The following is a 23,392-nucleotide window of genomic DNA, read 5'->3' as shown; positions in this document are numbered from 1 at the left end:
CCTATTGCCTGAATCAATGGGACAACCTGAAAAACTTTCTGCTGGATGGCCGACTGGAGATTGACAACAATCGGGCGGAGCGCTCGATCAAGCCTTTTGTGATCGGCAGGAAAAACTTCCTATTCTCCAACACTCCCAGAGGTGCCAGAGGCAGTGCGATTATTTACAGTATTATAGAGACGGCCAAGGAGAATAATCTCAAACCTTTCAACTATCTGACTTATCTGTTTGAGCAGTTGCCTAATGTAGACACGAGTGACGCTACTGTCATAGACAGTTTGTTGCCCTGGTCGGATGCATTGCCGACTGACTGCCGCATGCCCCAACATTCCTCTGGATGAGAATACCCCAAATCTTGCTTGATGTACAGGTGTGCCATATTTGACGCTTACCTATAAACGTTATAGTACGTGGCTCCGGAAACCGAATCCCAAGTTAGATTCACTTGCGCGTCACCAGCTGTAGCTGACAGGTTGGTTGGAGCGGGAGGAGATGGGGTCAATTCCTCCATCATCTCCATTTCATAAATTAAAAACCGGCATTGCCATTGTTTGCCGAGACATTGATTTGGTACTTTATATAGCTTGTATCATTATTAAAAACAAATTCTTTTTTATTCTGTGTATTCCAGTCAGTAACATTAGATTGCGTATCTAATATAACCCAAGCCGAGCCATTCCAACCCTCAAAGGTCCAGTTTTTGGGTGCTCTATCGAAATAATTACTTACTAGTAATGTATATTTACATATTTTTTTTAAACTTGAAAACTCATAAGCAAGCCACCCGGTACGGTTGTCTGTTTCATGAAATGATCCTACACTATCATCAAACGCAAGATAGGCATAGTAATGCGCCTCTTGACCAGTAGAACTTGCATATCCTGAAGGATAATTGTTACTTGTCATATCCGGGATTAGATCATCAGTATACTCTGTAGCCATAGCAACTCCAGGGATAAAAATCGCTACCAACAACAACATAATCACTAAATATTTTTTCATTTCTTTCCCCTTTCTTTCCTTTTTTTATTGATTCACTTTATAACTCGCCTCGCTGGATACTAAAAATCACCACCTTCTCTATTAAATAAATCCTATATATGTAACAATTCGACAAAGCAAAAAGCTACCCTTGCCAAAATATCCAACAAATACCGACATAGTTCTACATTGTTCTGCAAAAGGAAATAACAGCAAAAGCCCCACTCGCCATTGAGCAGGGCTCGTTTCGAGGACTAAGCCGGTTTGGAAAAGTCCCTGGTTAGTATGTCCTTTATAGTCCTAAATTACATTAACCGTCCTTGTTGCCTCATCCCAGGATACCGTTTTGCCCAGCGCTTCCGCAAGCGCCCGGACAGGTGCCCAGGTAAGATCATCAATCTCTTTACCCTCCAGGACTTTGCCGGCAACCCTAATCGTTATCGCCCCTGTTACTGTGATTGCTTTCTTTTGCAATCCCAAAGCCACCACCAGACCGTAAGCGATCTCGTTGGCCAGGCCGTCCAAAAACGATGAATCTTTCAGCTTCTCCGCGTCGGCCGCCGTATCAATAAATAAGTTCTCAAGCAGCACTGCCGGCATCTCTGTTTCACGCAACACAGCGAAATTAGCCCTTTTCTTACCTCTGTCAACAACACCCTGCCCGGCAAGAAAACCGCTATAAATGGTGCTATGAAGCATAGTCCGAATTCTCTCGGTGTCATCACCCGCGTCGGTGTGGACGTAGGACTCAAACCCGGTACCGCCGCCGGCATTGATGTGAATAGAGCAGAAGTAATCCGCGCCCAGGTCGTTGGCAAATGCAGCCCGTTCGTTCAGGGAATCACTCCGCGGCGCAAACTTAACCTGCACGTCATAAGGCACCAGCTTTGCAGCAATGCGATTGCAAATATCATCTGTGAGGTTGGCTTCCTCTAGGCCATTACCGCAGGCCCCCGGGTCTTTCCCACCGTGGCCTTTGTCTAATACTAAAATCATTGTCTTTCCTCCTTAACTTCGTTGCTACTTTTCTTCTGGATTTCTTCCAAGGCTTTCGCCAACACATCCGGAACAGGCAACCCTGCCCGGCCGGCATTCTTCAAAACGCTTAGGCCCTCAATGCCGATATAAAACGATATGACAGCAGTACGGATGATGGTCGTCCCCACGGTCTGGTCAATATTAAAGGCTACGGCAACCAAAATGAAAATGAGGACCTTTTTAGCCACCCCTTTAAATCTTACTTCCGAGTTAAGCGTTTTTTCCACGAACGCTGCCAGTAGGCCGCTGGCATAGTCAAGTGCCACCATGATTACTAAAGCCTTTAATAACATATCCCATCCCCCAAGAACACTGCAGACAGTCCCGCCGATTGCCGCGCAGACCAAACCTACGGTTGCCTTGATTTTGTAACCTTCCATTTCCATTTTCCTTCACCCCCATAAAAATAACCGCCCCGCGGCGGTAAATATTTCACGAAAAATAATTCAGGCCCCATGGCGGGGTGAGGAATGTAATAAGACTTTTTTGTAAAATTTAACGTTCTATATGTTTCCTAAATTCCTTACCCTAATGGAGCGGCAACCTGCGACCTGCCGTTTGCATCACGCCTCATCACTGTATCCCCAGGCTCACCACCTACGTACCGGTAACTTAGCTCGGTTATCAGTACCGGTGCGTTTATAATCGTTTCCGTAATTAGCAGCATGATCGGCTTACCGGCAATGCGCCAGTTAATGAGCATGTTCAGTGCATCGTCCGGCTTAGGTATATCGTCCGTCCGGCAGTAGCTTTTGTCATGTTCGGCCGAAAAAAAACTAGAAAAAGAAATCCCGGATCGCTCGTCGCCCGTAGGGAAGTCTATGTCGCCGATATTGATGACATTGACCGTCTCTATTTTCTTAGCTCCCCTGGCCGTTATCTCGCTGGGGTTGACCGGGATGTGGAGCTCTGGACCGGCTGGGTCCTTGAGGTATATGTCCATGGAGATCGCCTCCTTAAAAGCTATTATTTAACTATTTTGTGAAGGATCGTCCTCCTCCCCGTCGAAACTAGCAGTTATGGACCACCAAATACGGCAGGGGGAGGTGAGAATCTTGGGAACGAGACTCCGCTATGAAAAAATGATCCGCGACAAATTTCCTGAAATTCGTTGGTTACGTGTCTATTCATCTGGATATTTCGAAGTAGTTGTGTACGCATGTGATGAAAATTTAAATCTATCTAATTCTCTTGCACAGCAACTCAGTATCTTCCTTGAAAATCAGGGGGCGGCTCATATCAAGCACATTGTAAAACATTATTTCTTTATAAGAGAAGACAATGTACCACCAGCTAGCGAACCCCCTCCTGAAATTAAACATATCGCCTTATACGGCGAATTAGACGCTCGGGGCATTAAAGAATCCATAATAAAAGCCTTTCCGTTTCTAAATATGAAAATGGTAACAGTGGAGAATGACGTGGTTAGGTTTAGTGTTTCTGATAACATCTTTTTAACTGACATCGAAAAGATGTTTATAAGAGACTACCTCCATGAAATTGTACCTTTAGGTATGCGAATAGAACTCCCTTAACCACCACTGATAATACCGATTTTTACAGCTTTCAGGAGTATGGCCCGGCACTCAAAATTCAATCCTTTTTCTGCCTCCATGCTCCTGGATATTTTTTCGTAAACCATATTCACATCGGTATCTCGATCTAAAGAGAAAAATAAATCAACGGAACCTGGCTTACGTCTTGCCACTCCCATATGAATAACTCCCGGTATCTCTTGCTGTTTTGACCAGGGGATTGCACCAAGGATGCACCTAACCCACCAGACCGGGCGGATTCTACCTTTACGCCTGAGCCGCTTCTTCTCTTCGGGACTAAGATTCTTCAGACTCATCGTCATCGCCCCCGGCCGTCAAATCCGCCCAGGTATTACCCTTTCCGGGCTCACCTGATTCCAGTTTTGCCTTTTCGAGACTAAGCCGCTCTCGGCTAATCTCCATATCTTGCTTCAGCTTGGCGACCTTCAGCTTCTGCTCTTCTGTGGCCATGGCCTCGTACCGGGCGATCAACTTTTCCAGGGTGGCCATGGCCTTGCTTTGCGCTATTAAAAATGTCGCCTGGCGATCCCAGGAGAACTGAAATTCATACTCATATTCGCACTCTTGGGAGTTGGAATTTGTCTTTGTGGTGCTTCTCTCGGTGCTTTTCTCGTAGGACCGCTTCAACTCCTTAATCATTTCGCCTTTATCCGTAACATACATAATCCGCTGGGCGCGGGCAATTGCCGCATACTGAATGACGATCTGATCCCAAAGGATGTCAATCGGGCTCTTAATATCTATCTCCTCAATGATGGCTTTTATCTCCGGGTCGTCGGGCATGATCCGGGCAGAAAAGCCATGCTTCAGCGCATGTTGCTGCCCCGGTTGCGTCCCACTCCCCGGAGCTCCCCCGTGCACCCAGCACACGCGCTGCCCCGCTCGGCGGGATTCTGGCACGGGCTGCCGTCGTGCTTACGGGCACCGCATATCACTTCCGGATCCGGGTCGGAGAGGATCGCCCGGCGCTCACGGCGGAGTTGACCCAGTTCTTTTACTTCGGCTTGGGTGAGGTTCTCGAAGGAGATGTCTTTTAGCTCGGCCAGGCGCGCTTCTAACTGCACTAAATAAGCCTCCAGTTTTTCAGGAGGCCAGTCAATAACTGCTTTTTCAGTTTTACCCAGGCATTATTATTTTGACCCTTTTCTTTTGGGGGCGATTTTTCTGCCCCTTTTTTCTGCCCCTTTTTGCCCCCATTTTGGGGTTGTTTTTCGCCCCCATTTTGCCCCTGGTCTTTGAGCTTTTTAAACTCCTTTTTCAGGCGGTCATAGTTTAATCCTTTCGCCTCGGCAAACTGACGGGCGCTTTTATATCGACCTTGATTGAATTCAAGAAATAGTTTTGCCCAGTTATGTGCTGCTGTGCGGCCCATCACCTCCACCTTCTTACAAAAAAATAATCTAGTTAATCCTATTTCTTAAAACCTCGATAAAGCTAATACATATCTCATAAAAGGCTATTAAACAAACATTTGTGTTACTGAATATTTATCTAAGAGTGCCCACATTTTTATTTTACCTGTTTCAGGATCGTAAAATAATGCAAAGATTATAAACAGTGATGATATTAATATCTTAAAAGAATGCAAGATTAAGGCAGATGAATAAAGTACCGGGCAGAAAAAAGCACTAAAAATAAATGAAGTTAATACAGGTATAGCAATGGCAATTAAACCAATTACAATAAAAGGTTTAGATATTAATATAATTTCACTAACTGGTAGATATTCTCCCAAACTAACATCCCCTTTCCATTTATTATTCGGTTAAAGGGGATTAACTCTTTATATTTTATCCTCAGGAGCTGCGCTGCCATGAGCCGGCATGTCCACGAACAATAAAACCGCTTAGATTAGAAAAGGTTATCGGTGCGCGCCATCCCTGGTTTTTGATTATTTTCGCCAGGAGTTGTATTTGGTTGTCCGGGTGCGTGTTCGGGTTGCGCGGGTTTGGGACCAGTGTTGCTATGTCGGCAAGTTCGTTGTACGCGCAATAAATCGGTACGCTATCTATAAGGGTTCGGGCGGCTGAATTAACGGAAAGGAAGGTGCTATTTTGAACGCGAAAATCGAGCGCGTCAACAAGGACATTGACAAATCAAGGGAAAAATCAGCGAGTTTCAGGCCCGGCTGCGGGAACTGGAAAAGCAGAAAACCGAGCTTGAAAACATTGAAATTGTGGAGGCCGTGCGCGGGATGAATATTCCGCTGACCGACCTCCCGGCCATCTTAAAGGCGCTCCGTGAACAGAACGGAGCGCCTTTCACTTCGGGCCAACTTGGCCCGAAGTCCACCAACAACACAGACAAGGAGGAAAATGAGGAATGAAAAAATTTCGCATGATGGCGGTGCTGTGCGCCGTTCTCACCCTGAGCTAGATTGAACCAGTAATGCCCTGTCGGCTCCATGCCTACCATAACTTTGTCTTTAATGTTTTTTTCTTTAATCGCACCTACCCAAGTGGTGAATTGTCCGAAGCCTTCTGTATCATTACTAAACTTAAGTAATCTTCCAACTTCAAGTCCACGGTAGTCGAAGGCTCTAGCATAGTGGATAAGTAAACTCCCACCCCTTACCCACATGAGCCCGGCAAATACTTTCAACAAAAGACTGTATTTTTTCAAAATCATCCGGTACCCCTCGGACGCCTGAAATCCTTATCTTCATCACATGCAGATTGTAAAAATTCTGAATAGTAGCTTCAATACCGTACGTCCTGAGTGCTTCTATAAGATCCTCCTTCTTTATTGGCCCGCCGCGTTTTTTCATTTTATTTAATATATTTGCGCGTCGAGTTGCTATGGTCAGCGAAGGATCTATTGCCAAGCCGTATTCAGTTTCACGGGTCGGAATTGACTCTACCGCCGCAGAAACTCGCGCTTCCTGCTTCACCTGGTTTAACAGGTTATAATAGTTCGAATTGTCGCTCTACCTCTTTGGAATCGGAGATTATCGCGCCGCCGCCAACGGTTTCCCGCAATATCTTTGCAATGTCTAATGCTGATTTCAGCTGACCTCGGGGATCTTTGCTGTAGTCTAAAAAAATCGATTTGTCTTGGCTATCTAACCATCCGACGGATTTCATATATTCAGCTTGTACTTTTGTTTGAGGAACTAGGCGCTCTAAGAAATTCCTAACATAAGTTCCCGCCGCTCCCCCCTCAGGTGTCTGTGTTCTTGTAAGGTCACTAGAATGGAGGAATCAAGCACTTGTTCATTCTTGCTTCTCGTCCCCCACATCTGGGCCGCTACCCCGGCCATATTACCCAAACCGCGCTGAATGTCAACTGCTTCGGCACTTGATGCAGCGGCGACTTTTGTGATTATGTCGGCAGTATCTAGCATTTGTTGGCCGGTAAGTTGAAATCCCGCTCGCGCCTGCACCATCAACTCAGCAGCCGCTTCAGGTGCCATTTTATTTAGCTGAGCGAATTTAACCGTAGCCTCAGCCGCCCCGTTCACGATATTCTGATAATCAATGCCGCCCTTCTGTAATTCAAGGATAGCTTGACCTACGCCTATATTTGAAAAAGTAGTCTGTAAACCTAGCCGATTCGAAAGGTCCTTTATCTCCTCCATTTTTGCCGCGACTTCATCATATTTGCTTAGGTCCGTTATATCTTTGCCGAATTGGGCCTTTATCTCAGTCATGACCTCTTGGAGGTTGGCAGCCTGCTTTACAGCCTCGGTTCCAATTGTGGTCGTGACCAGAACCCCGGCAGTACCAATGGCCGCTGCTATTCCACCCCCCCAGGCGAAATTCTTGAGACTGTCCATCTTCTTTTTTGTTTCATCGGTCGCGCTTTGCAATAAAGAAAATTGACTAATGATGTTTTTAACTCCTGATGTAGCAAAATCAGTAACAGATATCGCAATCGCTAAATCCAAAACCGTTGACACTGCCTCACCTCTTTTCGAGCAAAACAAAAACACCCTTATGGGTGCTTTCAGTTTCTTATTTATCTTACTTTTCTTTCAATCCACAATCATTTCGCTGCGGGTCCCACATTTGACAGGCCTCTTTTATACATTTTATATGAGGATTTGTTGCTCTGTTTTGTACTGCTATTGAGAATGAAAACGGACAAGCCTTTTCCTTATTATCTTCTTGCTTTTTCCCAAACAATTACACCAACTCCTTCCAACCTTTACTTACACTATACCAATCCCCCCTTATTTTCACAATATTTTTATGCAAAACAAAAACACCCTCGCGTGAGAGTGTTTACAATGCCTCTTAATTTTTACCTAAGTATTTCCTTTTGTGTTATAATAATTCTACAACAGAAAGGCTCAGGGCGGTCGGCATTCCTCCGGAAGGAGGTGATGCCTATGGAAGTATACCAGGCTTTGGCGCTGATGATTTCATTTGCGACATTAGTCGTTTTGGTACTTTCGTTTCCTAAACGGAAATAGACCGCCCAGTTTCAAAGGCTAGCGGTCTATTCCGTTACCTTTAAGCCGACCGCCCATAAAGCGGCTGTTGTGAGGAACCATGCGCAAACATGGTTCCTCTTTTAATTTTACGCATTTTCTAAATTTAGTATACCATACTTTGCAACATATTGTTACTAACTTTCAAATCATCATATGGGTAGCTATTTGCAACATATTGTTACGTTCCAACCTTGTGGCTGCCTGGCTCCGCCTTCCCAAAGAAAGGGAATCCAAGCCAGGGGTTTCCCACCTTGTGGCGGAGGCTTGGTGAGCGTTACCACGCTGCATGAAGTCTTAGTGGCACTTCTCACCCCAGGACACCGAATTGCCCTATATCTATTTAAACATTTTTTAACATAAATTTCAAGTGTAATCCCCTGTCAAACCCCTTATAGGTGACTTTGAGAGTGCTTTTCATATCCTGCAACATATTCTAAATCCCAGCAAAAGAATTCCTTGATAATCCATTGACATATGCCACTATATACGGTACTATCATATAGAGGTGCAGGCTATGAGTAAGCTTGAAAAGCTCCTACAAAAAATTAAAAACAACCCCAAACAAGTCAGGTTCGAAGAACTGGATAAAATACTGACCAGAGCAGGCTTTGAAAAAAGACAGCCAAAAGGCGGCTCAAGCCATTATTATTACACTAAAGGAGCTTTAAAGGTATCCATCCCTTACCGCCAACCATACATATTAACTACTTATGTTGTGGCTGCTATAAAACTCCTTGAAAGGATGGGCGAAGATGATTAAGAAAGACCTTGAATATTACCTTAAACTACCTTATAAGGTAGTCCTCTACCCCGCCGAAGAAGGCGGCTATGCCGTTGAAATCCCGGAGCTTCCCGGATGCATCAGCCAGGGGCAAACCCTGGAAGAGGCATATGAAATGATACAGGATGCAAAAAAAGGCTGGCTTGATATTGCCTTACAAGATGGAGAAACAATTCCCGAACCAGCCAGAATGGAAGAATACTCAGGCAAGTTTAATATCCGTATGCCCAAGTCCCTTCACCGCACTTTGGTTGCAAAGGCCAAGGAAGAGAATGTTAGCCTCAATCAATATATCAACTATCAATTAGCCCGCAGCGTCGGACATCCGGTTAAGTAGAAGGAGGCTTGTAGCCTCCTTCCCTATTTCCTCAAAACAAAAGCATCCCCATATGAGGATTAAGGCATTGCCCTGCCAGGGAGCCGCTACAGCCTCCAGCGCCTTCTCAATCCAGCTGTTCAAGCGCCGCTTATTGACTTTGCGGTTTTCATCGTCGCTTATTACGTTGCCTTCGATATCGGTTTTCGCCAAAGTATAATCATTAGCCATGCGCCAGGCCAGGGAGCCGTCACCGGCAGCACTGGGCTTCAGTTGAAAAGCTCCGATCTGGTGAGTATAAAGCTTAGTGTACTGGTCAAAATCCAATTCCTGCTCGGATCCGGATACCCATGTACATTCAACAGCCAGGCCGGAGTTTTCAATATTGCTGATAACGTGCACAATGGCAGAAAGGCACGCGCCGGAAGTATACTGATCGCCAACCGATTTATAACGGCCGTAAACCATCTGCATAAAGTCATCGATCTCTTTTCCTTCCAGGATCTGCCCGGCAACTTTAATCGTTATTTTATCCGTATCCACTACTGTCTTTTTCTGCAATCCCAGTGCCACCACCAGGCCGTAAGCGATCTCATTCGCCAGTCCGTCCAAAAACGATGAATCTTTCAGCTTTGCCGCGTCGGCCGCCGTATCAATAAATAAGTTCTCAAGCCCCTCATGACATCGCCAACATCTGCAGACGATGCAGCAGCAACCTTAACCATTGTGTCCGCTGCTTGAAGTAGTTGCTCACCTGTTAATTGAAAACCTGCCCTTGCTTGTACCAAAGCCTCTGCCGCTGTATTGGGTGGAACCTTGGATAATTGAGCCATTTTTACTGCGGCCTCACCTGCTCCGGTAAGGATGTCTTCGAGAGCTACGCCACCTTTCTGAAGCTCCAGGATCGCTTGCCCGGCACCAATATTTGAAAAGGTTGTTTCAAGACCAAGACGATTTGACAAATCTTTAATCGACTTCATTTTTTCTTCAATTTCAACCGCTTTTTCAGGATCAAATAAGTCCTTGCCAAATGTCTGCGATTTTATTCCAGACATGACCTCTTGCAAGTCGGCTGCCTGTTTTACTGCTTGAGCACCGATCATGGTGGTGGCTATAACTCCAGCCGTACCAATAGCCGCCGCTATTCCACCACCCCAGGCTATATTTTTAAGACCTTCAATCTTCTTTTTTGTTTCTTCGGTTGCGCTTTGCAATAAAGAAAATTGACTAATGATATTTTTAACTCCTGATGTTGCAAAATCAGTAACAGATACCGCAATCGCTAAATCTAGAATTGAACTCACTTATTCACCTCTCGTTGTGGATCCCACATTTGACAGGCCTCTTTTATGCATTTTGAAAAATTACTTTTATCCCTATTTGGTGCAAAAACAGAAAAAGTAAACGGACACGCTTTCTCGCTTTGACCCTCTTCTTTTTTCTTTCCGAACAATCATACCAACTCCTCTTAGAGCCTTATACTCATACTATACCAATCCTCCCTTATTTTCACAATAATTTTTAATCCAAACAAAAACACCCTCTTAAGAGGATGCTTTTGTTCGTTCAAATAAGTAATGTTAACTTTTAATCAAAAACATCTGCCCGCATACTAACAGTCCCATCCATCCTTTTATTCATTGCCTCGTTTCGTATAAACCCCTTATCAGAATAATACTGTTCCTTGCCAGAATATGCATCCAGGGTCAGAAATCTTACTCCCACCTTTGAGGCGCTAAGCTCAAAGGCAATATCTTTTACATAATCAATTAAAAAAGAACCAACGCCATAATCTTTGTATTTAAAAGCTCTTCCAAGTCTAGCAATCTTAATCGCTGGTACTTTATATGCTGCTTCTATTTTTTCCTCTTCCCGCTCTTTTTTGCTTAAAGGGATCGAATCGCAACACACCGAACAAAAAGCTGCTAACTCACCTTGATAATACAATAAGATTGTGCTATTCATTCCAGATTCTTGCTCTGAATAAGCTTCATCCTTTAAAAAACTGTTCATTTCAGCATCGCCACAATCAAATGCTTCGAGATCGGGCAACTCTGCTTCTGACAACCTCACTAATAAAACTGCTTTTAGGTTAATGTCAGGCATGGTTTAAATATTACAATCCTTTTTTCTTTATGTTTTTGAAAAATTTATTACGCTCTTTTGCTCTACGAATTTGTTCGGGAGTCGGCTTCCTTCTAATCTGTTCTAAAACAGCATCAGCATCTTTCCCGTAAAGCATGGGCGTTGGTTGAAGTTGTGTAGCCATTTTTCTCCCTCCTTTTTGATTCTTCTGAGACTCGTCCATATTAACACCCCCGGCATCTCGTTCATAGAATATCTATGCCCAGTCTGTCAGGAGCATAACCAGTATATGTCATTCTTTGTTTAGAAATATTGTAACATGTCCCATGTGGCATGTCCATATTATTTCAGTTTCTTTTAACGCTCCCGAACAAGGAGCTATGTAAATTTATCTGCTTGCAAAGGATACATTTTAAATCCCCCGATCAAAAGACCGGGGGATTCCTCTCGTTCCACTCATTAACCACAATTACCGTAGCCGCAAACGTCACATCGTCCATCTCCATGCCCTCGGTAAAACTTATACCAGCCCCGGAAGCCAGCGTTAACTCGACGCGGTTCCTGAACCAGGGCTGATCTGCGAGTTTTTTGCCAATTCAGCGAGTTTCTCCTGGGCGGCCTTAGGCAACTATTTTAGTTTCGAGTTCGTTCCACTCATCATAAGTAAACTCACTCATTAATTCCAGCACACCAGCCAACCCTTCAGGAACGTCCATCTTTTCGCCATTGACCGCCGCGACCCCCACCACAGTTTGAATTGTGACAGTGGACATGATGCCGCCAATGTTCTGTCCGCCCTCACTCATGCAAGTAGCCAGCAGTCGGCGCTCAATAAAGTGATGTTGTCCTTTTTTCTCCCGCGGCGTTACGATTTTGCCGGTAGACAGGGTGATGTCTTCCATGATAACCTCCATGAATTTATTTGATATTTTTATTTACGAAACCTTGCTTCGCCTGGCAGCCTGCCAGTTCAAAGTGTTGCTGATCGGCTTGTTATTTCCGTCCACAGATTTCTTGTAACCGTCAAAGGTTACTTCCTCGTACTTATATTTGCGGACAGTGCCGTCTTTGTAAGTCTCCGTGGTGAAGATCAAGAATTTGAGCGTCCCGCCCGTCTGGTCCTGGTAATTGCTCTTTTTGTCAACAATGTCGTCATAAGCGGTATTAACACTTTGCCCTTCGATGCTACCCTTCCAGCCATTCTGAAGCACCTGCCGGTGTTCGGTTTCCTCGCCGATGGGATTCTTTTTCTCCTCGGTGGTAATCTCTTCGACCGACCTGTTACTGTCCAAAGGTCAAAACCCTGTAGCCGTTGCAAAGCGTTTAGGCCACTCTAACACGAACGTAACCCTTGCGGTATATGCTCACACCTACCAGAAGGACGATCAAGCCAACGCTGACATTATGGCTACCATACTAACCAGGAAGGCAGACAAGAAGGAAAGAGATAGTAAAATAATTTAGGAAGCGGATTCCTAAAATGAAATGTCCCACAAATGTCCCACAAAACCGCTTTTATAAAAAAATAAAAACCCCGAAGGGATTGATTTATCTGGTGCGCCCGGAGAGACTCGAACTCCCGACACGCGGTTTAGGAAACCGCTGCTCTATCCGCCTGAGCTACGGGCGCTTATCATTTTTATAAAAGATTAACAATTAATTTTTCTGTATTCATCTTCAATAATTTCTTTTAACGTCGCGGCTACTTGCTCCACACCATGCATATCGCTGTAAGGAAGGGTATAGCTAAAGCGCCGCTCGTCAAGGTCCATATCATCAGCTATCTTACCAAAGAAACCACGTGTTTTCTTGTCAATTTCCATCACTATATACAGTTGACTCTCTTCCGCGACGAAATAAAGCTCAAGCTCGTCTAATTCCCGCGCCATGAATTTGGTCGGTTTGTACTCAAATTGTTGGAACCTGCCGTTATAATCCCCGGATGACGGTTTATCACGGAAACCCAGCATTGACAAGGCGTCAAACACCATCTGCATATAAGCGTTCGGGAGAACAACAACATCGTCAATATCCTTAGGATCAACGGCTTTTTTTATATCAAGATTGGTTACAAAGTAATATCTTGTTTTTCCCCTGGAAACAGGGATATCATAAGGAAGCTGCAAACGGACAGGAATAGTTTTCTCCGGTGAACCAGCCTTAATCAGCATGCTGTCAGCCACTTTGAGAGTCCCAATTTCACGTCTTATATTTACATACTTATCATCATGCTTGTAACGAGAGTCCAACACCAGGGTAATGTTGATTTTTTCCACTTGCTGGTCAATATTGCCGCCGGATATCTTTACTTCGCCTTCGATTACTTCACCCAAAGCTACCTTAGCGCGGTTAATCTTAAGATCGACCTTCGCCGCGCCGACCCCCAATCCGGCCAGCAGGTTTTTAAACAAAACTATCCCCCCAGAAAGTATACTAGCAACTCAATTAAGCACTTTTATCCAATATGACTTTAATGATATCTAAATTAGTATAGCTAAGTAGTGAACGGTTTGTCAAGTAAGGTGTTATTCCACTTATCCCGCAGGTTTAGGTTTAGCCCGGGTTAATCCCCGCGCTTTCCATGGCTTCCTTGGATCGCTTCATTATTTCCCGTTCCACCTTCGCTTTTTGGAGCGGCATGACTCCCGCAGTTATGCGGATTAACACATGATCCGCATACAAAGCGACAATACCGAGCACTTCGGGGCCGGTGGCGATCAAATCCGAATGTTCCTGCGCCAGCTTCAGGCAAGCCTGTTCAAGCGCGCTGACGGCCTGGTTGTGGTCGGCAGAATAAGCAACCCCGATATCTACAACCGCCTGGAGGCTGCCGCGGCTGTGATTGGTCACCTGCGCAATCTTACCGTTGGGAATGTAATGAACCTGGCCGCCTAAATCTTTCAGCCGCGTAACCCGCAAGCCAAGCGCCTCGACAATACCTGACACCCCTGTGGCGGTTATATAATCACCCACGTCAAACTGATCCTCAAAAAGAATAAAGAAACCGGAGATGACATCTTCGACCAGATTCTTGGCGCCGAATCCGACAGCCAGCCCGACTACCCCCGCCCCTGCCAGCAAGGCGCCGGTTTGCACCCCACAAATACCAAGAATCATCACCAGTGCGATAAAATAAACACTGTACCGTAAAATGCTGATTGACAGCGCCGCCATGGTGCGGACTCTCTTGCTGCCGCCAAGGTGTGAGTCTTCCTCGCGGGCAAACAGCTTGGTTATTGCCGAGCTGCCTAAGCGGACAACAATAAAAGCGGCTGCTATAATAGCCAGAATTCCCAGTAATTTGTGATAATTAAAACCAGCGGCAAGAGTATTCAGATAATCAATGTTCAATGGAGGCAAAATCCGACACCTCTAATCATTGCTTTGCAAACAACTGCTCAAACCTTATCCTGATATAATAGAAAAATCAACATGAAAATATTGGTTATCCAGAAAAAAACGCCTTATATCCTTTGTAAGCCATAAAAATATCCACCTTGCTGGCCACCTCAAAAGGCGAATGCATCCCCAGCAGGGCCACCCCGCAATCGAGCACATCCATACCGTGGTCGGCCAGCAGGTGGGCGATAGTGCCGCCGCCACCCTGGTCTACTTTGCCCAACTCGCCAGTCTGCCAGATCACCCCGGCCTCATTAAATAACTTGCGCACCAGTGCCACCACTTCCGCATGCGCGTCATTAGACTCATACTTGCCCCTGCTTCCGGTATATTTGGTCAGGACTGCTCCCGCGCCAAGGCGGGCGGTATTCATCTTTTCGCTGACATCTCCATAGTTCGGGTCGAAACCGGCGTTAACGTCGGCGGACAGCGCGAGCGAATTAACCAAAACACGGCGAGCCGTCAATTCATTGTAATTTGAAACGCAGCGGGCAGCGATTTCCCTTACCGTGTTCGTGAAAAAAACAGATTCCATCCCCGTGTTGCCGCTGCTGCCGATCTCTTCTTTATCAGACAGCAGGACCAACGCAGTCCGCTCAGGCAAAGAGGTTTCCGCCAGAGCACGCAGAGCGGTGTAAACACAAACACGGTCGTCCTGCCCATAGCCCCCGACAAAGCTGCGATCAAAACCCACGTCCATAGCCGGCCAGGCTGGAACCAACTCCAGTTCCGCGCTGATTAAATCTTCTTCCACAATACCATATTCACGATTCATGTATTCGAGAATGGCCAGCTTGAACCGTTTTTTTAATTCGCTCCCCGGCAGGGGGATGCCTCCCACCAGGATGTTCAGGTTTTCCCCGGGCACGGCGTCCGCCATCTTCTTATCCATTTGGTCCTTAGCCAAATGAGGCAGGAGATCGGGGATTGTAAAGACAGGGTCGCCCTGTCTCTCTCCAACCGTCACTTGAACCGGATCCCCATCGGCTTTTACCACTATTCCGTGCAGGGCGAGCGGAATAGACAGCCACTGATATTTTTTTATGCCTCCGTAATAATGCGTTTTAAAAAAGGCCATTTCCTCATCTTCAAAAAGAGGCATTGGTTTCAGGTCCAGGCGCGGGCTGTCGGCATGCGCGCCGACAACATGCAAACCATACTCCAGGGACCTTTTTCCGATAACGGCTGCGATTAAAGCTTTGTGCCGGTTGACCGTGTAGATCCTGTCGCCCGGCTTTAATTTCATCATACTGTTCAACGGACGGAAGCCAATATTATTGAGATGCCTTACTGTTACTCCAATTACCTCTCTTTCCGTTTTAGCCGCGTCCAAAAATTTTTTATAATCACCGGCGAAGGCCATTACCCCGGCTTTTTCCGCCTCGCCCAGGCAGTCCCAGGCGTTTTGTCTGCGGTAGGCTAGTTTGGAAGCGGGGTGCTGTTCTTTGGATGCTGTCACAGTTCAAATCCTCCCGTGTCTGATATTCAATTTATTATCACCATTTTGGCAAGTCAAATGCTATTAGCCGGTCCGGAGGGCAGCATATTTTTACCCGGCATACCTCCCGGAAGCGTTTTGTTAAGAACATTAATCAGCGGATTAAAGTACGTTATCAGTGCGGAATCCCTAAAAGCTTTACCCTGCGGAACGGCAGTCTCCGGTGTGCCCCGATAACCGCCGGAAAACGGGTTCTGTTGTTGAAACGGTGAAAGCAGTGTGAGAATAATCAGCACAAACAGCAGACCTTTTAAAAATCCGAATAACAGTCCGCCCAGGCGATTTAGCGGCCCAAGCAGGCTAAAGCCGGCAAAATTTGTTAAAATAAGCCCGGCGGCGTTTACCAGCCAGACAGTGGCCGCCAGCAGCGCTAAAAAGGTCAGCGCTTCAAGAATGGTGCCGGCAACCAGCCTGGTGACGTAATCACCGGACAGCTGTTTTCCCGCAGCGAAAGGACTGACAACATCCGCGGCGGGTTGCCAAAACTTTAATAAAGGCCCGGTCAAGGGAAACATTAGTTCCTCCAGGTGCCAGCGGGCAGATAAATAATCAGCTAAAGGCCGGTGGTAAAAATAGGCTGCAGCTAAACCGGCCAGCAGCCCGGCCATTTTCGCCACACTAATGAAAAGACCGCGGCGCAGTCCTTGGCAGGCGGACCAGGCGAGGATCGCTACAATCAACCAATCCAACCAATTCATTTGACCAACTCCGCTTAAATATCTAAATCATCACACCACATAACAATTATACGGAATCTTTCTAAGATATGAAACTTTTTTTGCAATTGCGCAAAAATCTAATAGGCGGAATTATTAACAGGCACACTAGCAATACTAAACCGGCGTATCCGAACAGGGGATATAAAAGACGCACTAAATTGGAAAAGCCGCAGCCGGCGAACGGCAGGGCAAGCAGGCAGGCGCATATGCCGAAAAACCTGTAATTAACGCCTCCGTGGGGTGCAAGCCGGCTGGCAATCCCATGGGCGTCAGCTATCGCGGTCGTAATAATGGCGAGCCAGATCAGAAACCCGAGCAACCAGTGAAAAACAAGCCCGAGTTTATTGGCGAGAAATAAAAGAGGAATTTCGTAGGCCGCGGCTTCGGGAAGATATAATAAACCCGCCGCCGTTACTATGGACACAGATAAACCCAGCAAAAAGCCTCCGGTTATTCCGCCGGCGACGCCAATCTTTAGCGGAATGCTGCCGCCCAGCGATGAAAGCACGGCCACCGGCACAACCATGTTATATGATACGTAAAGAAAACCGGCACACACCCAGGAATCGGCCACACCGCCCAGAGGCGTCGCCTGCGGAATCAGAAAAATTGCTTCTTTCGCCTTATATATGGCAATCAGCGCGATCAACACGACAGCCAGCAGCTTTAAGGGAACAAGGAAGACATTAGCCGTCAGCACTCCATTCAGCCCGCCCATGATCACCAGTGATGTCAAAACAATCACCACCCATACCCCCGCGCGGGCCGGCAAACCGAAATGCTCGCCAAAAACAGCGGCGCTGCCCGCCATCATCACGCTCAGGCCGCCCATTAGCATTAACAGATTTAACACATCCACTATTTTTCCGGCTTTGGTTCCCAATAGAAATATGATCAGTTCCTTATAACTGGTTGCGCGCATCTTTACCGAAAGGAACATCACCAGGCCGCCCAGGTATGCGAACAATACCGTCGAGAGGACAACACCTAATAGCCCGTTGCAGCCATGTAAAATAAAAAACTGCATTATTTCCTGCCCCGAGGCAAAACCTGCCCCTATCACAGAGCCGACATATGCAGTCACAACTTTGGCCAGCAGCAATAAATTGCTTTGTGAACGCGGCATTGGCGCCCTTCCTCCGGGCTAATTTTTCATCTTAAGGTTCCGTATATGAATTTTTATGCCAATCAGCTAAACTAATGCATTTAAAAAATTTTTTTATTTAGGAATAATTGACCACCCTCGCGGCAATAACTATATTAGTTTGCACTTCAGGAGGGTTGTCAATGAAAAACATAGGTCAATTAAATACGATAACGAACATAGAGAAGACTTGTATAAATATTGAAGATACTGCCGCGGTTAATAAGTTTGCCACGGATCTCGCCATAAGACTTAAAAGATTCGCAGTCCGCCCGGAGAGCCCGAAAGTATTATTATGCATTGGTACCGACCGCTCCACCGGCGACTGTCTTGGACCTTTAGTCGGCAGCATTATCGATTCGGGCGATCAAGACTTTTATATTGTTTACGGCACATTGGAAAAGCCGATACATGCCAGCAACCTGCGGGAAACGATCGAAGAAATTCAAAAAAATTACCAGGATCCTTTTGTCATTGCTATCGACGCGTCACTTGGCAAGCTGGAAAATGTCGGTTATGTTAATCTAGGAGACGGCTCCTTGCTTCCAGGCGCGGGTGTCAACAAAAATCTTCCACCGGTGGGACAAATCCATATTACTGGGATAGTGAACATCGGCGGGTTCATGGAGTACCTGGTGCTGCAAAATACCAGGTTGAATTTAGTGATGAGAATAGCTGATGTCATAGCAAACGGACTCAAGAGGGCCATTCCCGAGTATAAAAAGATAAACGCCTGGGGTCTTTAGCCCCAGGCGTTTATCAAGTTTATGCGAAATATCAAGTTTTCTTGTTCACGGCAGCAGAAAATGTTTCACGTGAAACATTTTCTTTGCCCAGCATCATTTCAATAATCCGTTTTAATTCGTCCTTGCTGCGGTAATTTATCTCCAGCCTGCCGCCCCCGCCGGCAGTTTCTTTTAATTTTACAGGCGTTTCAAAATAATTCTTCAAAGCTGCTTCTAATTCTCGCACAAAATTATTAATAACAATTTTATTATTAATATCTTTTTTTCCTTCGCTGATATGCTTTGTCATTTTTTCCGCCTGACGCACGCTCAACTGTTGCTTGGAGATCTTTTTTGCCACAGCCAATTGTTTTTCGGGTTCCCGTATCGCCAGCAGGGCTCTGGCATGACCTGTATTCAACTGCCCCCCGGCAAGCATTTCCTTTATTTCCGGCGGCAATTCCAAAAGCCTTACCATATTTGCCACAAAAGGCCGGCTCTTCCCAACCCGGCCGGAAACCTCATCCTGCGTCAGCCCAAAATCTTTTATTAATTGCTGATATGCAGACGCTTCTTCCAAAGGATTCAAATCCTCACGCTGCACATTTTCAATAAGCGATACTGCAATAGCCTCTAAATCGTGGTAGTCCTTCACCACAGCCGGTATGACCTTATGTCCCAGGAGCCGGCAGGCCCTCCATCGCCTTTCCCCGGCAATCAGCTCGTACCCGCCGCCTTTCGAAGGCCTGACCACGACAGGCTGGATAACACCATGTTCTTTAATTGAAGCGGCGAGTTCCGCCAGCTTTTCTTGATTAAACAACTGTCTTGCCTGACCGGGCGCCGGCTTAATATCGTCAATGTTAATTTCTTTATATTCTTCTTGATTCTCTTTTTGACTCGCCATACTTCTCTCTATACTTGGAATGAGCGCTTCCAGACCCTTGCCAAGACCTCTGCGCTTACTCAATGCCGATCACTTCCTTAGCGAGTTCGTGATAAACTTCCGCGCCTTTTGAGCGCTTGTCGTACACCATCACCGGTTTACCATGACTCGGCGCCTCGCTTAAACGGATGTTTCGCGGCACAATAGATCTGTATACCTTTTCCCTGAAATGCTTTTTCACCTCGTCAACAACCTGTATGGCCAAATTTGTTCTCCCGTCAAACATAGTTAACAGCACACCCTCGATGACCAGTTCCTTATTTAAATTTTTTTGCACCATGCCGATAGTATTTAACAGCTGTCCTAAGCCTTCCAGGGCGTAATATTCACACTGTATCGGGATTATCAGGGAGCCGGCCGCTGTTAAGGCGTTCAATGTAAGCAAACCTAATGAAGGCGGGCAATCAACAAAAATAAAGTCATATTTGTTTTTAATTACGCTTAAAGATGCTCTTAAGATCTTCTCCCGCTCAGCCACATTTACCAATTCAACTTCCGCCCCGGCAAGCTCTATAGTGGCCGGAACCAAGTCTAAACCTTCCACCGCGCTCGTAACTATCACTTTCTCAATATCTAACTGATTAATCAAAACATCATATATGCAAAGATTAACTTTTTCCTTGTCTACTCCCACGCCGGTCGTCGCATTTCCCTGGGGGTCGATGTCCACTAGCAAAACCTTCTGCCCCATCAGGGAAAGCCATGCGCTTAAATTAACCGCCGTGGTCGTTTTGGCAACTCCTCCCTTCTGGTTGGCAATGGCGATAATTCTCCCCACTTTTTCCACCCCCACTATTATTCCAGCAGAATAAACCTAATAATTCAACATTTTCTATCCTGGTTCCTGCCGCGAAAAAGATCTCCTTAATTTAAATTGATGGATTGCTTTGTTGCGTCAACCTAAGGGTGAATTTGTGAAGTGCAAAACAAATTTTAAACAGGTTTTTTCAAGGGAACTCCGGGACGCCGCGGGTATTTTTCAGGGGTCGGCTTTATTTTCTTAACAACCACCAGGTTTCTTTCATCACCAGTAACAGGTAAATTTAATTTAATAATTTTTGCAATTTCCCCTCCAAGTATATTAACTGCTTTTTCCGCCGCCGCTAATTCCTCAAAAAGTTTCGGCCCTTTCATCGCCAAAAAAAACCCGCCAATCTTCACCACCGGCAGGCAATATTCGGCTAAAACTCTCAATTCAGCAACAGCTCTCGCCGTGACCAGGTCGCAATACCCCCTATAAAACGTCTTTCTGCCAATTTCCTCAGCTCTTGTGTGCATGGCGGAGATGTTTTTTAAATCCATAGCTCGGATCACTTTCAATAAAAATTTCACTTTTTTAGCCTGAGATTCAATCAAAACGACTTCCAGTCCAGGCCGGCAAATCTTTAGAGGTATACCCGGAAATCCGGCCCCTGTGCCTATATCCATTAATTTCATGCCATCGTTAAACATACCGGCCTTCAAGCAGGTCAGAGAATCAATAAAGTGTTTTACGGCAAATTCCTGCTCATCCACTATCGCGGTAATATTGTTTTTCTTATTTTCTTCTACGATCAACCGGTAAAATAATTGAAAGCATTCTAATTGACTTTCCGTTATTTCAATACCCATTTCCTTTAAACCTTTTTTGAGAGTCTCCAGCAACTCACTCATCCGTCCACCTGTAATTAAAAAATTATTATATCTTCGCCCCTTATAAACGTATGAACTGTTAGCCTTCGGACTCGTTCAAACTCGCTCGCTACTCTCGCTTAAACAGTTCCCTCTCTTATCCCCAGGCTCACTCGTTCCCTGAATTAGTACTCAAAACTCAAAATCGCTCTTATTGCAAGCGCACTCCAATCCAGGCAACTTTGCTACCATATTTACTATTCAACTTTATCTTCTTTCCGTCTCTTTCTCTGCTCCAGATGAATCAACAGCACCGACAAGTCAGCCGGCGTGACCCCGGCAATCCTGGCAGCCTGTCCAATTGAGGCGGGTTTAATATTTTCCATTTTCTCTTTAGCTTCTAAAGAAAGGCCTTTTACCTTTCCATAATCGAGATCCGCGGGAAGCTTTTTTTCCTCCAAACGTTTAAAGCGTTCCGCCTGCGCCTGCTGCTTTTTTATATATCCCTCATATTTAATCTGAATCATCACTTGCTCACGCACTTCCTCATCTAAATCAGGGTGACCCACAGGCAGCATCAACAAGTTTTCATAGCTGATTTCCGGCCGTCTCAGCAACCCCGCCAGAGTGATTCCCTGCTGCGGCAAACCCGCGCTTTTTATTTCATCCAATATTTTTTTAGTTTTCTCTGTCACCGGCACAACAGTATGATTCAATCTTTCCTTTTCGTTCTCAATAAGTTCTTTTTTTTGCACATACATTTCATATCTGTCAGCGGGTATCAATCCGATTTTATAACCTATTTCAGTTAATCTCAAGTCGGCGTTATCCTGTCTTAAAAGCAACCGGTATTCTGCCCTGGAGGTCAGCATCCGGTAAGGCTCGTCAATCTCTTTAGTAACCAGGTCATCAATCAGCACACCGATATAAGCCTGCGCTCTGTCTAAAATTAGCGGTTCTTTCTCCTGCACATAAAGTGCGGCGTTAATACCGGCAATAATGCCCTGCGCCGCAGCTTCTTCATAGCCGGATGTGCCGTTCAGCTGGCCGGCCGAAAAAAGCCCCGGCACTATTTTTGTTTCCAGTGAAAGCTTCAACTGACCCGGAATAATGTAATCATATTCGATAGCATAGCCCGCCCTCATCATTTCCACCCGCTCAAGACCCGGCAAGGTGCGCAGCAAGGCCAATTGAACGTCCTCCGGCAGGCTTGTGGACATGCCCTGCACGTACATTTCCGTGGTATCCCTGCCCTCTGGTTCGATAAAAACCTGATGGGCAGGCTTATCCGAAAAACGCACTACCTTTGTTTCGATGGAAGGACAATAGCGCGGCCCCTGGCTCATAATCACGCCTGTATACAACGGCGACCGGTGTAAATTCTCTCTGATTAAGCTATGTGTTTTTTCAGTGGTGTAAGTCAGCCAGCACGGCAACTGTTCTCTATGAAAAGGAGGCGAAAAAAAGGAAAACCTCTTCATTTTCTCATCCCCCGGCTGGATATTCATACGGGTAAAATCAACGCTTTTTTTATCAATCCGTGGCGGCGTCCCCGTTTTAAAACGATTCAATTTGATGCCAAGTTCGACCAGGCTGCCTGATAATCCAACAGATGGAAATTGCCCGTTCGGTCCACCCGGATAAGAAAGATCACCAATAAAAATCTTTCCTTTTAAATATGTGCCTGTTGTTAAAACAACTGCTTTTGCCGTAAATACAGCCCCTGTATAGGTGGCCACCCCGCACACTTTTCCATTTTTTACTAACAGCCGCTCAACCAGCGCCTGCTTTAAATCTAGATCGTTTTGCTGCTCAAGCGCCTGCTTCATTCCGTTTTGATAACATTTCTTATCCGTCTGGGCGCGCAAAGCCTGAACAGCCGGCCCTTTTGCGGTATTTAAAAGGCGCATTTGGATAGAAGCCCGGTCGGTATTCAGGCCGATTTCCCCGCCCAGAGCGTCTACTTCCCGCACCAGGTGTCCTTTTGCCGGCCCGCCAACCGCCGGGTTGCAGGGCATCAACGCAACGTTGTCCATATTCAGCGTGACAACCAGCGTCCGGCAGCCCATCCGCGCGGCGGCAAGCCCCGCCTCACAGCCGGCATGTCCCGCGCCAACTATGATAACATCATAATTTCCCGCAAAATATTCCATCATCT

At 46.0% G+C, this 23,392-nt stretch carries 35 protein-coding genes and 1 tRNA gene; 8 read left to right on the top strand and 28 right to left on the bottom strand.

Annotation, left to right across the window (positions count from 1 at the left end):
• Nucleotides 1-341: IS66 family transposase (locus L9W92_RS02280; RefSeq protein WP_240082142.1), on the top strand; the 341-nt coding region annotated here is incomplete at its 5' end.
• Nucleotides 342-528: 187 nt separating this feature from the next.
• Here L9W92_RS02280 and L9W92_RS02275 read toward each other — a convergent pair.
• From L9W92_RS02275 to L9W92_RS02260, 4 genes are all read right to left on the bottom strand, one after another.
• A complete protein-coding gene (locus tag L9W92_RS02275; protein WP_240082141.1) occupies nucleotides 529-1,002 on the bottom strand; it encodes a hypothetical protein in 474 nt (157 codons plus the stop codon).
• Between the two features lie 279 nt (nucleotides 1,003-1,281).
• On the bottom strand, nucleotides 1,282-1,977 hold the full coding sequence (locus tag L9W92_RS02270) for an N-acetylmuramoyl-L-alanine amidase (RefSeq protein WP_240082140.1): 696 nt from the start codon (nucleotides 1,975-1,977) through the stop codon (nucleotides 1,282-1,284).
• Nucleotides 1,974-2,405: a phage holin family protein gene (locus L9W92_RS02265; RefSeq protein WP_240082139.1), complete on the bottom strand. Its 432-nt coding sequence runs from the start codon at nucleotides 2,403-2,405 to the stop codon at nucleotides 1,974-1,976. The genes L9W92_RS02270 and L9W92_RS02265 overlap by 4 nt, the downstream gene beginning before the upstream one ends.
• Before the next feature lie 137 nt (nucleotides 2,406-2,542).
• Nucleotides 2,543-2,962 carry a hypothetical protein gene (locus tag L9W92_RS02260; RefSeq protein ID WP_240082138.1) on the bottom strand — a complete coding sequence of 140 codons (420 nt, stop codon included), beginning with the start codon at nucleotides 2,960-2,962 and terminating at the stop codon, nucleotides 2,543-2,545.
• Between the two features lie 112 nt (nucleotides 2,963-3,074).
• On the opposite strand from L9W92_RS02260, the gene L9W92_RS02255 reads away from it, so the two are divergent.
• A complete protein-coding gene (locus tag L9W92_RS02255; protein ID WP_240082137.1) occupies nucleotides 3,075-3,554 on the top strand; it encodes a hypothetical protein in 480 nt (159 codons plus the stop codon).
• Here L9W92_RS02255 and L9W92_RS02250 read toward each other — a convergent pair.
• The gene (locus tag L9W92_RS02250) at nucleotides 3,551-3,871 is read right to left on the bottom strand and encodes a hypothetical protein (RefSeq protein ID WP_240082136.1); all 321 of its coding nucleotides are present in this window, start codon (nucleotides 3,869-3,871) and stop codon (nucleotides 3,551-3,553) included. The two genes, L9W92_RS02255 and L9W92_RS02250, sit on opposite strands and share 4 nt — an antisense overlap.
• The gene (gene terS / locus L9W92_RS02245) at nucleotides 3,852-4,475 is read right to left on the bottom strand and encodes a phage terminase small subunit (RefSeq protein WP_240082135.1); all 624 of its coding nucleotides are present in this window, start codon (nucleotides 4,473-4,475) and stop codon (nucleotides 3,852-3,854) included. Before terS ends, L9W92_RS02250 begins: the two co-directional genes overlap by 20 nt.
• An 11-nt stretch (nucleotides 4,476-4,486) precedes the next feature.
• Here terS and L9W92_RS18755 point away from each other — a divergent pair, with 11 nt between their 5' ends.
• A complete protein-coding gene (locus tag L9W92_RS18755; RefSeq protein ID WP_282442265.1) occupies nucleotides 4,487-4,612 on the top strand; it encodes a hypothetical protein in 126 nt (41 codons plus the stop codon).
• Between the two features lie 26 nt (nucleotides 4,613-4,638).
• Here the strand turns inward: L9W92_RS18755 and L9W92_RS02240 are convergent, their stop codons facing one another.
• Both L9W92_RS02240 and L9W92_RS02235 read right to left on the bottom strand, forming a co-directional pair.
• Nucleotides 4,639-4,947 carry a hypothetical protein gene (locus L9W92_RS02240; protein WP_240082134.1) on the bottom strand — a complete coding sequence of 103 codons (309 nt, stop codon included), beginning with the start codon at nucleotides 4,945-4,947 and terminating at the stop codon, nucleotides 4,639-4,641.
• Between the two features lie 87 nt (nucleotides 4,948-5,034).
• Entirely contained in the window at nucleotides 5,035-5,310 is a 276-nt protein-coding gene (locus L9W92_RS02235; RefSeq protein ID WP_240082133.1) for a hypothetical protein, read from the bottom strand.
• 360 nt (nucleotides 5,311-5,670) lie between these two features.
• Here L9W92_RS02235 and L9W92_RS02230 point away from each other — a divergent pair, with 360 nt between their 5' ends.
• Complete coding sequence (locus tag L9W92_RS02230; protein ID WP_376741769.1) at nucleotides 5,671-5,901, top strand: DUF4315 family protein; 231 nt, start codon at nucleotides 5,671-5,673, stop codon at nucleotides 5,899-5,901.
• A 213-nt stretch (nucleotides 5,902-6,114) separates the two neighbouring features.
• On the opposite strand, the gene L9W92_RS02225 is transcribed toward L9W92_RS02230, so the two are convergent.
• From L9W92_RS02225 to L9W92_RS02215, 3 genes are all read right to left on the bottom strand, one after another.
• Nucleotides 6,115-6,465: a putative phage tail protein gene (locus tag L9W92_RS02225; protein WP_240082132.1), complete on the bottom strand. Its 351-nt coding sequence runs from the start codon at nucleotides 6,463-6,465 to the stop codon at nucleotides 6,115-6,117.
• A 231-nt stretch (nucleotides 6,466-6,696) separates the two neighbouring features.
• Nucleotides 6,697-7,473, bottom strand: a complete 777-nt coding sequence (locus L9W92_RS02220) for a phage tail tape measure protein (RefSeq protein ID WP_240082131.1) — start codon at nucleotides 7,471-7,473, stop codon at nucleotides 6,697-6,699.
• A 64-nt stretch (nucleotides 7,474-7,537) separates the two neighbouring features.
• Complete coding sequence (locus L9W92_RS02215; RefSeq protein ID WP_240082130.1) at nucleotides 7,538-7,699, bottom strand: hypothetical protein; 162 nt, start codon at nucleotides 7,697-7,699, stop codon at nucleotides 7,538-7,540.
• On the opposite strand from L9W92_RS02215, the gene L9W92_RS19265 reads away from it, so the two are divergent.
• The 3 genes from L9W92_RS19265 to L9W92_RS02205 all read left to right on the top strand — a co-directional run bounded on the left by L9W92_RS19265 (nucleotide 7,648) and on the right by L9W92_RS02205 (nucleotide 9,128).
• A complete protein-coding gene (locus L9W92_RS19265; RefSeq protein WP_376741765.1) occupies nucleotides 7,648-7,989 on the top strand; it encodes a putative holin-like toxin in 342 nt (113 codons plus the stop codon). The genes L9W92_RS02215 and L9W92_RS19265 overlap by 52 nt on opposite strands.
• A gap of 535 nt (nucleotides 7,990-8,524) precedes the next feature.
• The gene (locus L9W92_RS02210) at nucleotides 8,525-8,770 is read left to right on the top strand and encodes a toxin HicA (protein ID WP_240082129.1); all 246 of its coding nucleotides are present in this window, start codon (nucleotides 8,525-8,527) and stop codon (nucleotides 8,768-8,770) included.
• Nucleotides 8,763-9,128 carry a type II toxin-antitoxin system HicB family antitoxin gene (locus L9W92_RS02205; RefSeq protein ID WP_240082128.1) on the top strand — a complete coding sequence of 122 codons (366 nt, stop codon included), beginning with the start codon at nucleotides 8,763-8,765 and terminating at the stop codon, nucleotides 9,126-9,128. Before L9W92_RS02210 ends, L9W92_RS02205 begins: the two co-directional genes overlap by 8 nt.
• Here the strand turns inward: L9W92_RS02205 and L9W92_RS02200 are convergent.
• The 13 genes from L9W92_RS02200 to L9W92_RS02140 form a co-directional block, all read right to left on the bottom strand.
• Nucleotides 9,096-9,719 (bottom strand): hypothetical protein, encoded by a 624-nt coding sequence (locus tag L9W92_RS02200; RefSeq protein WP_240082127.1) that lies wholly within the window; start codon nucleotides 9,717-9,719, stop codon nucleotides 9,096-9,098. The two genes, L9W92_RS02205 and L9W92_RS02200, sit on opposite strands and share 33 nt — an antisense overlap.
• Before the next feature lie 14 nt (nucleotides 9,720-9,733).
• Nucleotides 9,734-10,411: a phage tail tape measure protein gene (locus tag L9W92_RS18625; RefSeq protein WP_240082126.1), complete on the bottom strand. Its 678-nt coding sequence runs from the start codon at nucleotides 10,409-10,411 to the stop codon at nucleotides 9,734-9,736.
• Nucleotides 10,408-10,560: a hypothetical protein gene (locus L9W92_RS02190; RefSeq protein WP_240082125.1), complete on the bottom strand. Its 153-nt coding sequence runs from the start codon at nucleotides 10,558-10,560 to the stop codon at nucleotides 10,408-10,410. The genes L9W92_RS18625 and L9W92_RS02190 overlap by 4 nt, the downstream gene beginning before the upstream one ends.
• Nucleotides 10,561-10,694: 134 nt before the next feature.
• On the bottom strand, nucleotides 10,695-11,213 hold the full coding sequence (locus L9W92_RS02185; RefSeq protein WP_240082124.1) for a hypothetical protein: 519 nt from the start codon (nucleotides 11,211-11,213) through the stop codon (nucleotides 10,695-10,697).
• 10 nt (nucleotides 11,214-11,223) lie between these two features.
• A complete protein-coding gene (locus L9W92_RS02180) occupies nucleotides 11,224-11,415 on the bottom strand; it encodes a hypothetical protein (protein ID WP_240082123.1) in 192 nt (63 codons plus the stop codon).
• A gap of 397 nt (nucleotides 11,416-11,812) precedes the next feature.
• Nucleotides 11,813-12,094: a hypothetical protein gene (locus L9W92_RS02175; protein WP_240082122.1), complete on the bottom strand. Its 282-nt coding sequence runs from the start codon at nucleotides 12,092-12,094 to the stop codon at nucleotides 11,813-11,815.
• A 33-nt stretch (nucleotides 12,095-12,127) separates the two neighbouring features.
• Nucleotides 12,128-12,484 (bottom strand): hypothetical protein, encoded by a 357-nt coding sequence (locus L9W92_RS02170; RefSeq protein WP_240082121.1) that lies wholly within the window; start codon nucleotides 12,482-12,484, stop codon nucleotides 12,128-12,130.
• A 261-nt stretch (nucleotides 12,485-12,745) separates the two neighbouring features.
• Nucleotides 12,746-12,822 (bottom strand) — tRNA-Arg (locus L9W92_RS02165).
• 19 nt (nucleotides 12,823-12,841) lie between these two features.
• Nucleotides 12,842-13,603, bottom strand: coding sequence for a sporulation protein (locus L9W92_RS02160; protein ID WP_240082120.1), 762 nt, complete (start codon nucleotides 13,601-13,603; stop codon nucleotides 12,842-12,844).
• Between the two features lie 142 nt (nucleotides 13,604-13,745).
• On the bottom strand, nucleotides 13,746-14,552 hold the full coding sequence (locus tag L9W92_RS02155; protein ID WP_240082119.1) for a mechanosensitive ion channel family protein: 807 nt from the start codon (nucleotides 14,550-14,552) through the stop codon (nucleotides 13,746-13,748).
• A gap of 85 nt (nucleotides 14,553-14,637) precedes the next feature.
• Nucleotides 14,638-16,050: an aminopeptidase gene (locus L9W92_RS02150; RefSeq protein WP_240082118.1), complete on the bottom strand. Its 1,413-nt coding sequence runs from the start codon at nucleotides 16,048-16,050 to the stop codon at nucleotides 14,638-14,640.
• 53 nt (nucleotides 16,051-16,103) lie between these two features.
• Nucleotides 16,104-16,787, bottom strand: coding sequence for a CvpA family protein (locus L9W92_RS02145; protein WP_240082117.1), 684 nt, complete (start codon nucleotides 16,785-16,787; stop codon nucleotides 16,104-16,106).
• 61 nt (nucleotides 16,788-16,848) lie between these two features.
• The gene (locus tag L9W92_RS02140) at nucleotides 16,849-17,934 is read right to left on the bottom strand and encodes a YkvI family membrane protein (protein ID WP_240082116.1); all 1,086 of its coding nucleotides are present in this window, start codon (nucleotides 17,932-17,934) and stop codon (nucleotides 16,849-16,851) included.
• 161 nt (nucleotides 17,935-18,095) lie between these two features.
• On the opposite strand from L9W92_RS02140, the gene yyaC reads away from it, so the two are divergent.
• On the top strand, nucleotides 18,096-18,698 hold the full coding sequence (gene yyaC / locus L9W92_RS02135) for a spore protease YyaC (RefSeq protein WP_240082115.1): 603 nt from the start codon (nucleotides 18,096-18,098) through the stop codon (nucleotides 18,696-18,698).
• A gap of 31 nt (nucleotides 18,699-18,729) precedes the next feature.
• Here yyaC and L9W92_RS02130 read toward each other — a convergent pair whose 3' ends face one another.
• The 4 genes from L9W92_RS02130 to mnmG form a co-directional block, all read right to left on the bottom strand.
• Entirely contained in the window at nucleotides 18,730-19,647 is a 918-nt protein-coding gene (locus L9W92_RS02130) for a ParB/RepB/Spo0J family partition protein (protein WP_240082114.1), read from the bottom strand.
• Nucleotides 19,640-20,401 carry a ParA family protein gene (locus L9W92_RS02125; RefSeq protein ID WP_240082169.1) on the bottom strand — a complete coding sequence of 254 codons (762 nt, stop codon included), beginning with the start codon at nucleotides 20,399-20,401 and terminating at the stop codon, nucleotides 19,640-19,642. The genes L9W92_RS02130 and L9W92_RS02125 overlap by 8 nt, the downstream gene beginning before the upstream one ends.
• 155 nt (nucleotides 20,402-20,556) lie before the next feature.
• The gene (gene rsmG / locus L9W92_RS02120) at nucleotides 20,557-21,276 is read right to left on the bottom strand and encodes a 16S rRNA (guanine(527)-N(7))-methyltransferase RsmG (protein ID WP_240082113.1); all 720 of its coding nucleotides are present in this window, start codon (nucleotides 21,274-21,276) and stop codon (nucleotides 20,557-20,559) included.
• Nucleotides 21,277-21,491: 215 nt separating this feature from the next.
• On the bottom strand, nucleotides 21,492-23,387 hold the full coding sequence (mnmG, locus tag L9W92_RS02115) for a tRNA uridine-5-carboxymethylaminomethyl(34) synthesis enzyme MnmG (RefSeq protein ID WP_240082168.1): 1,896 nt from the start codon (nucleotides 23,385-23,387) through the stop codon (nucleotides 21,492-21,494).
• Nucleotides 23,388-23,392 lie beyond the last annotated feature (5 nt).

Origin of the sequence: Pelotomaculum terephthalicicum JT (genome assembly GCF_022410535.1) — a bacterium.
GTDB classification, from domain to species: domain Bacteria; phylum Bacillota; class Desulfotomaculia; order Desulfotomaculales; family Pelotomaculaceae; genus Pelotomaculum_D; species Pelotomaculum_D terephthalicicum.
This window is presented reverse-complemented; position numbering and strand designations above follow the sequence as displayed.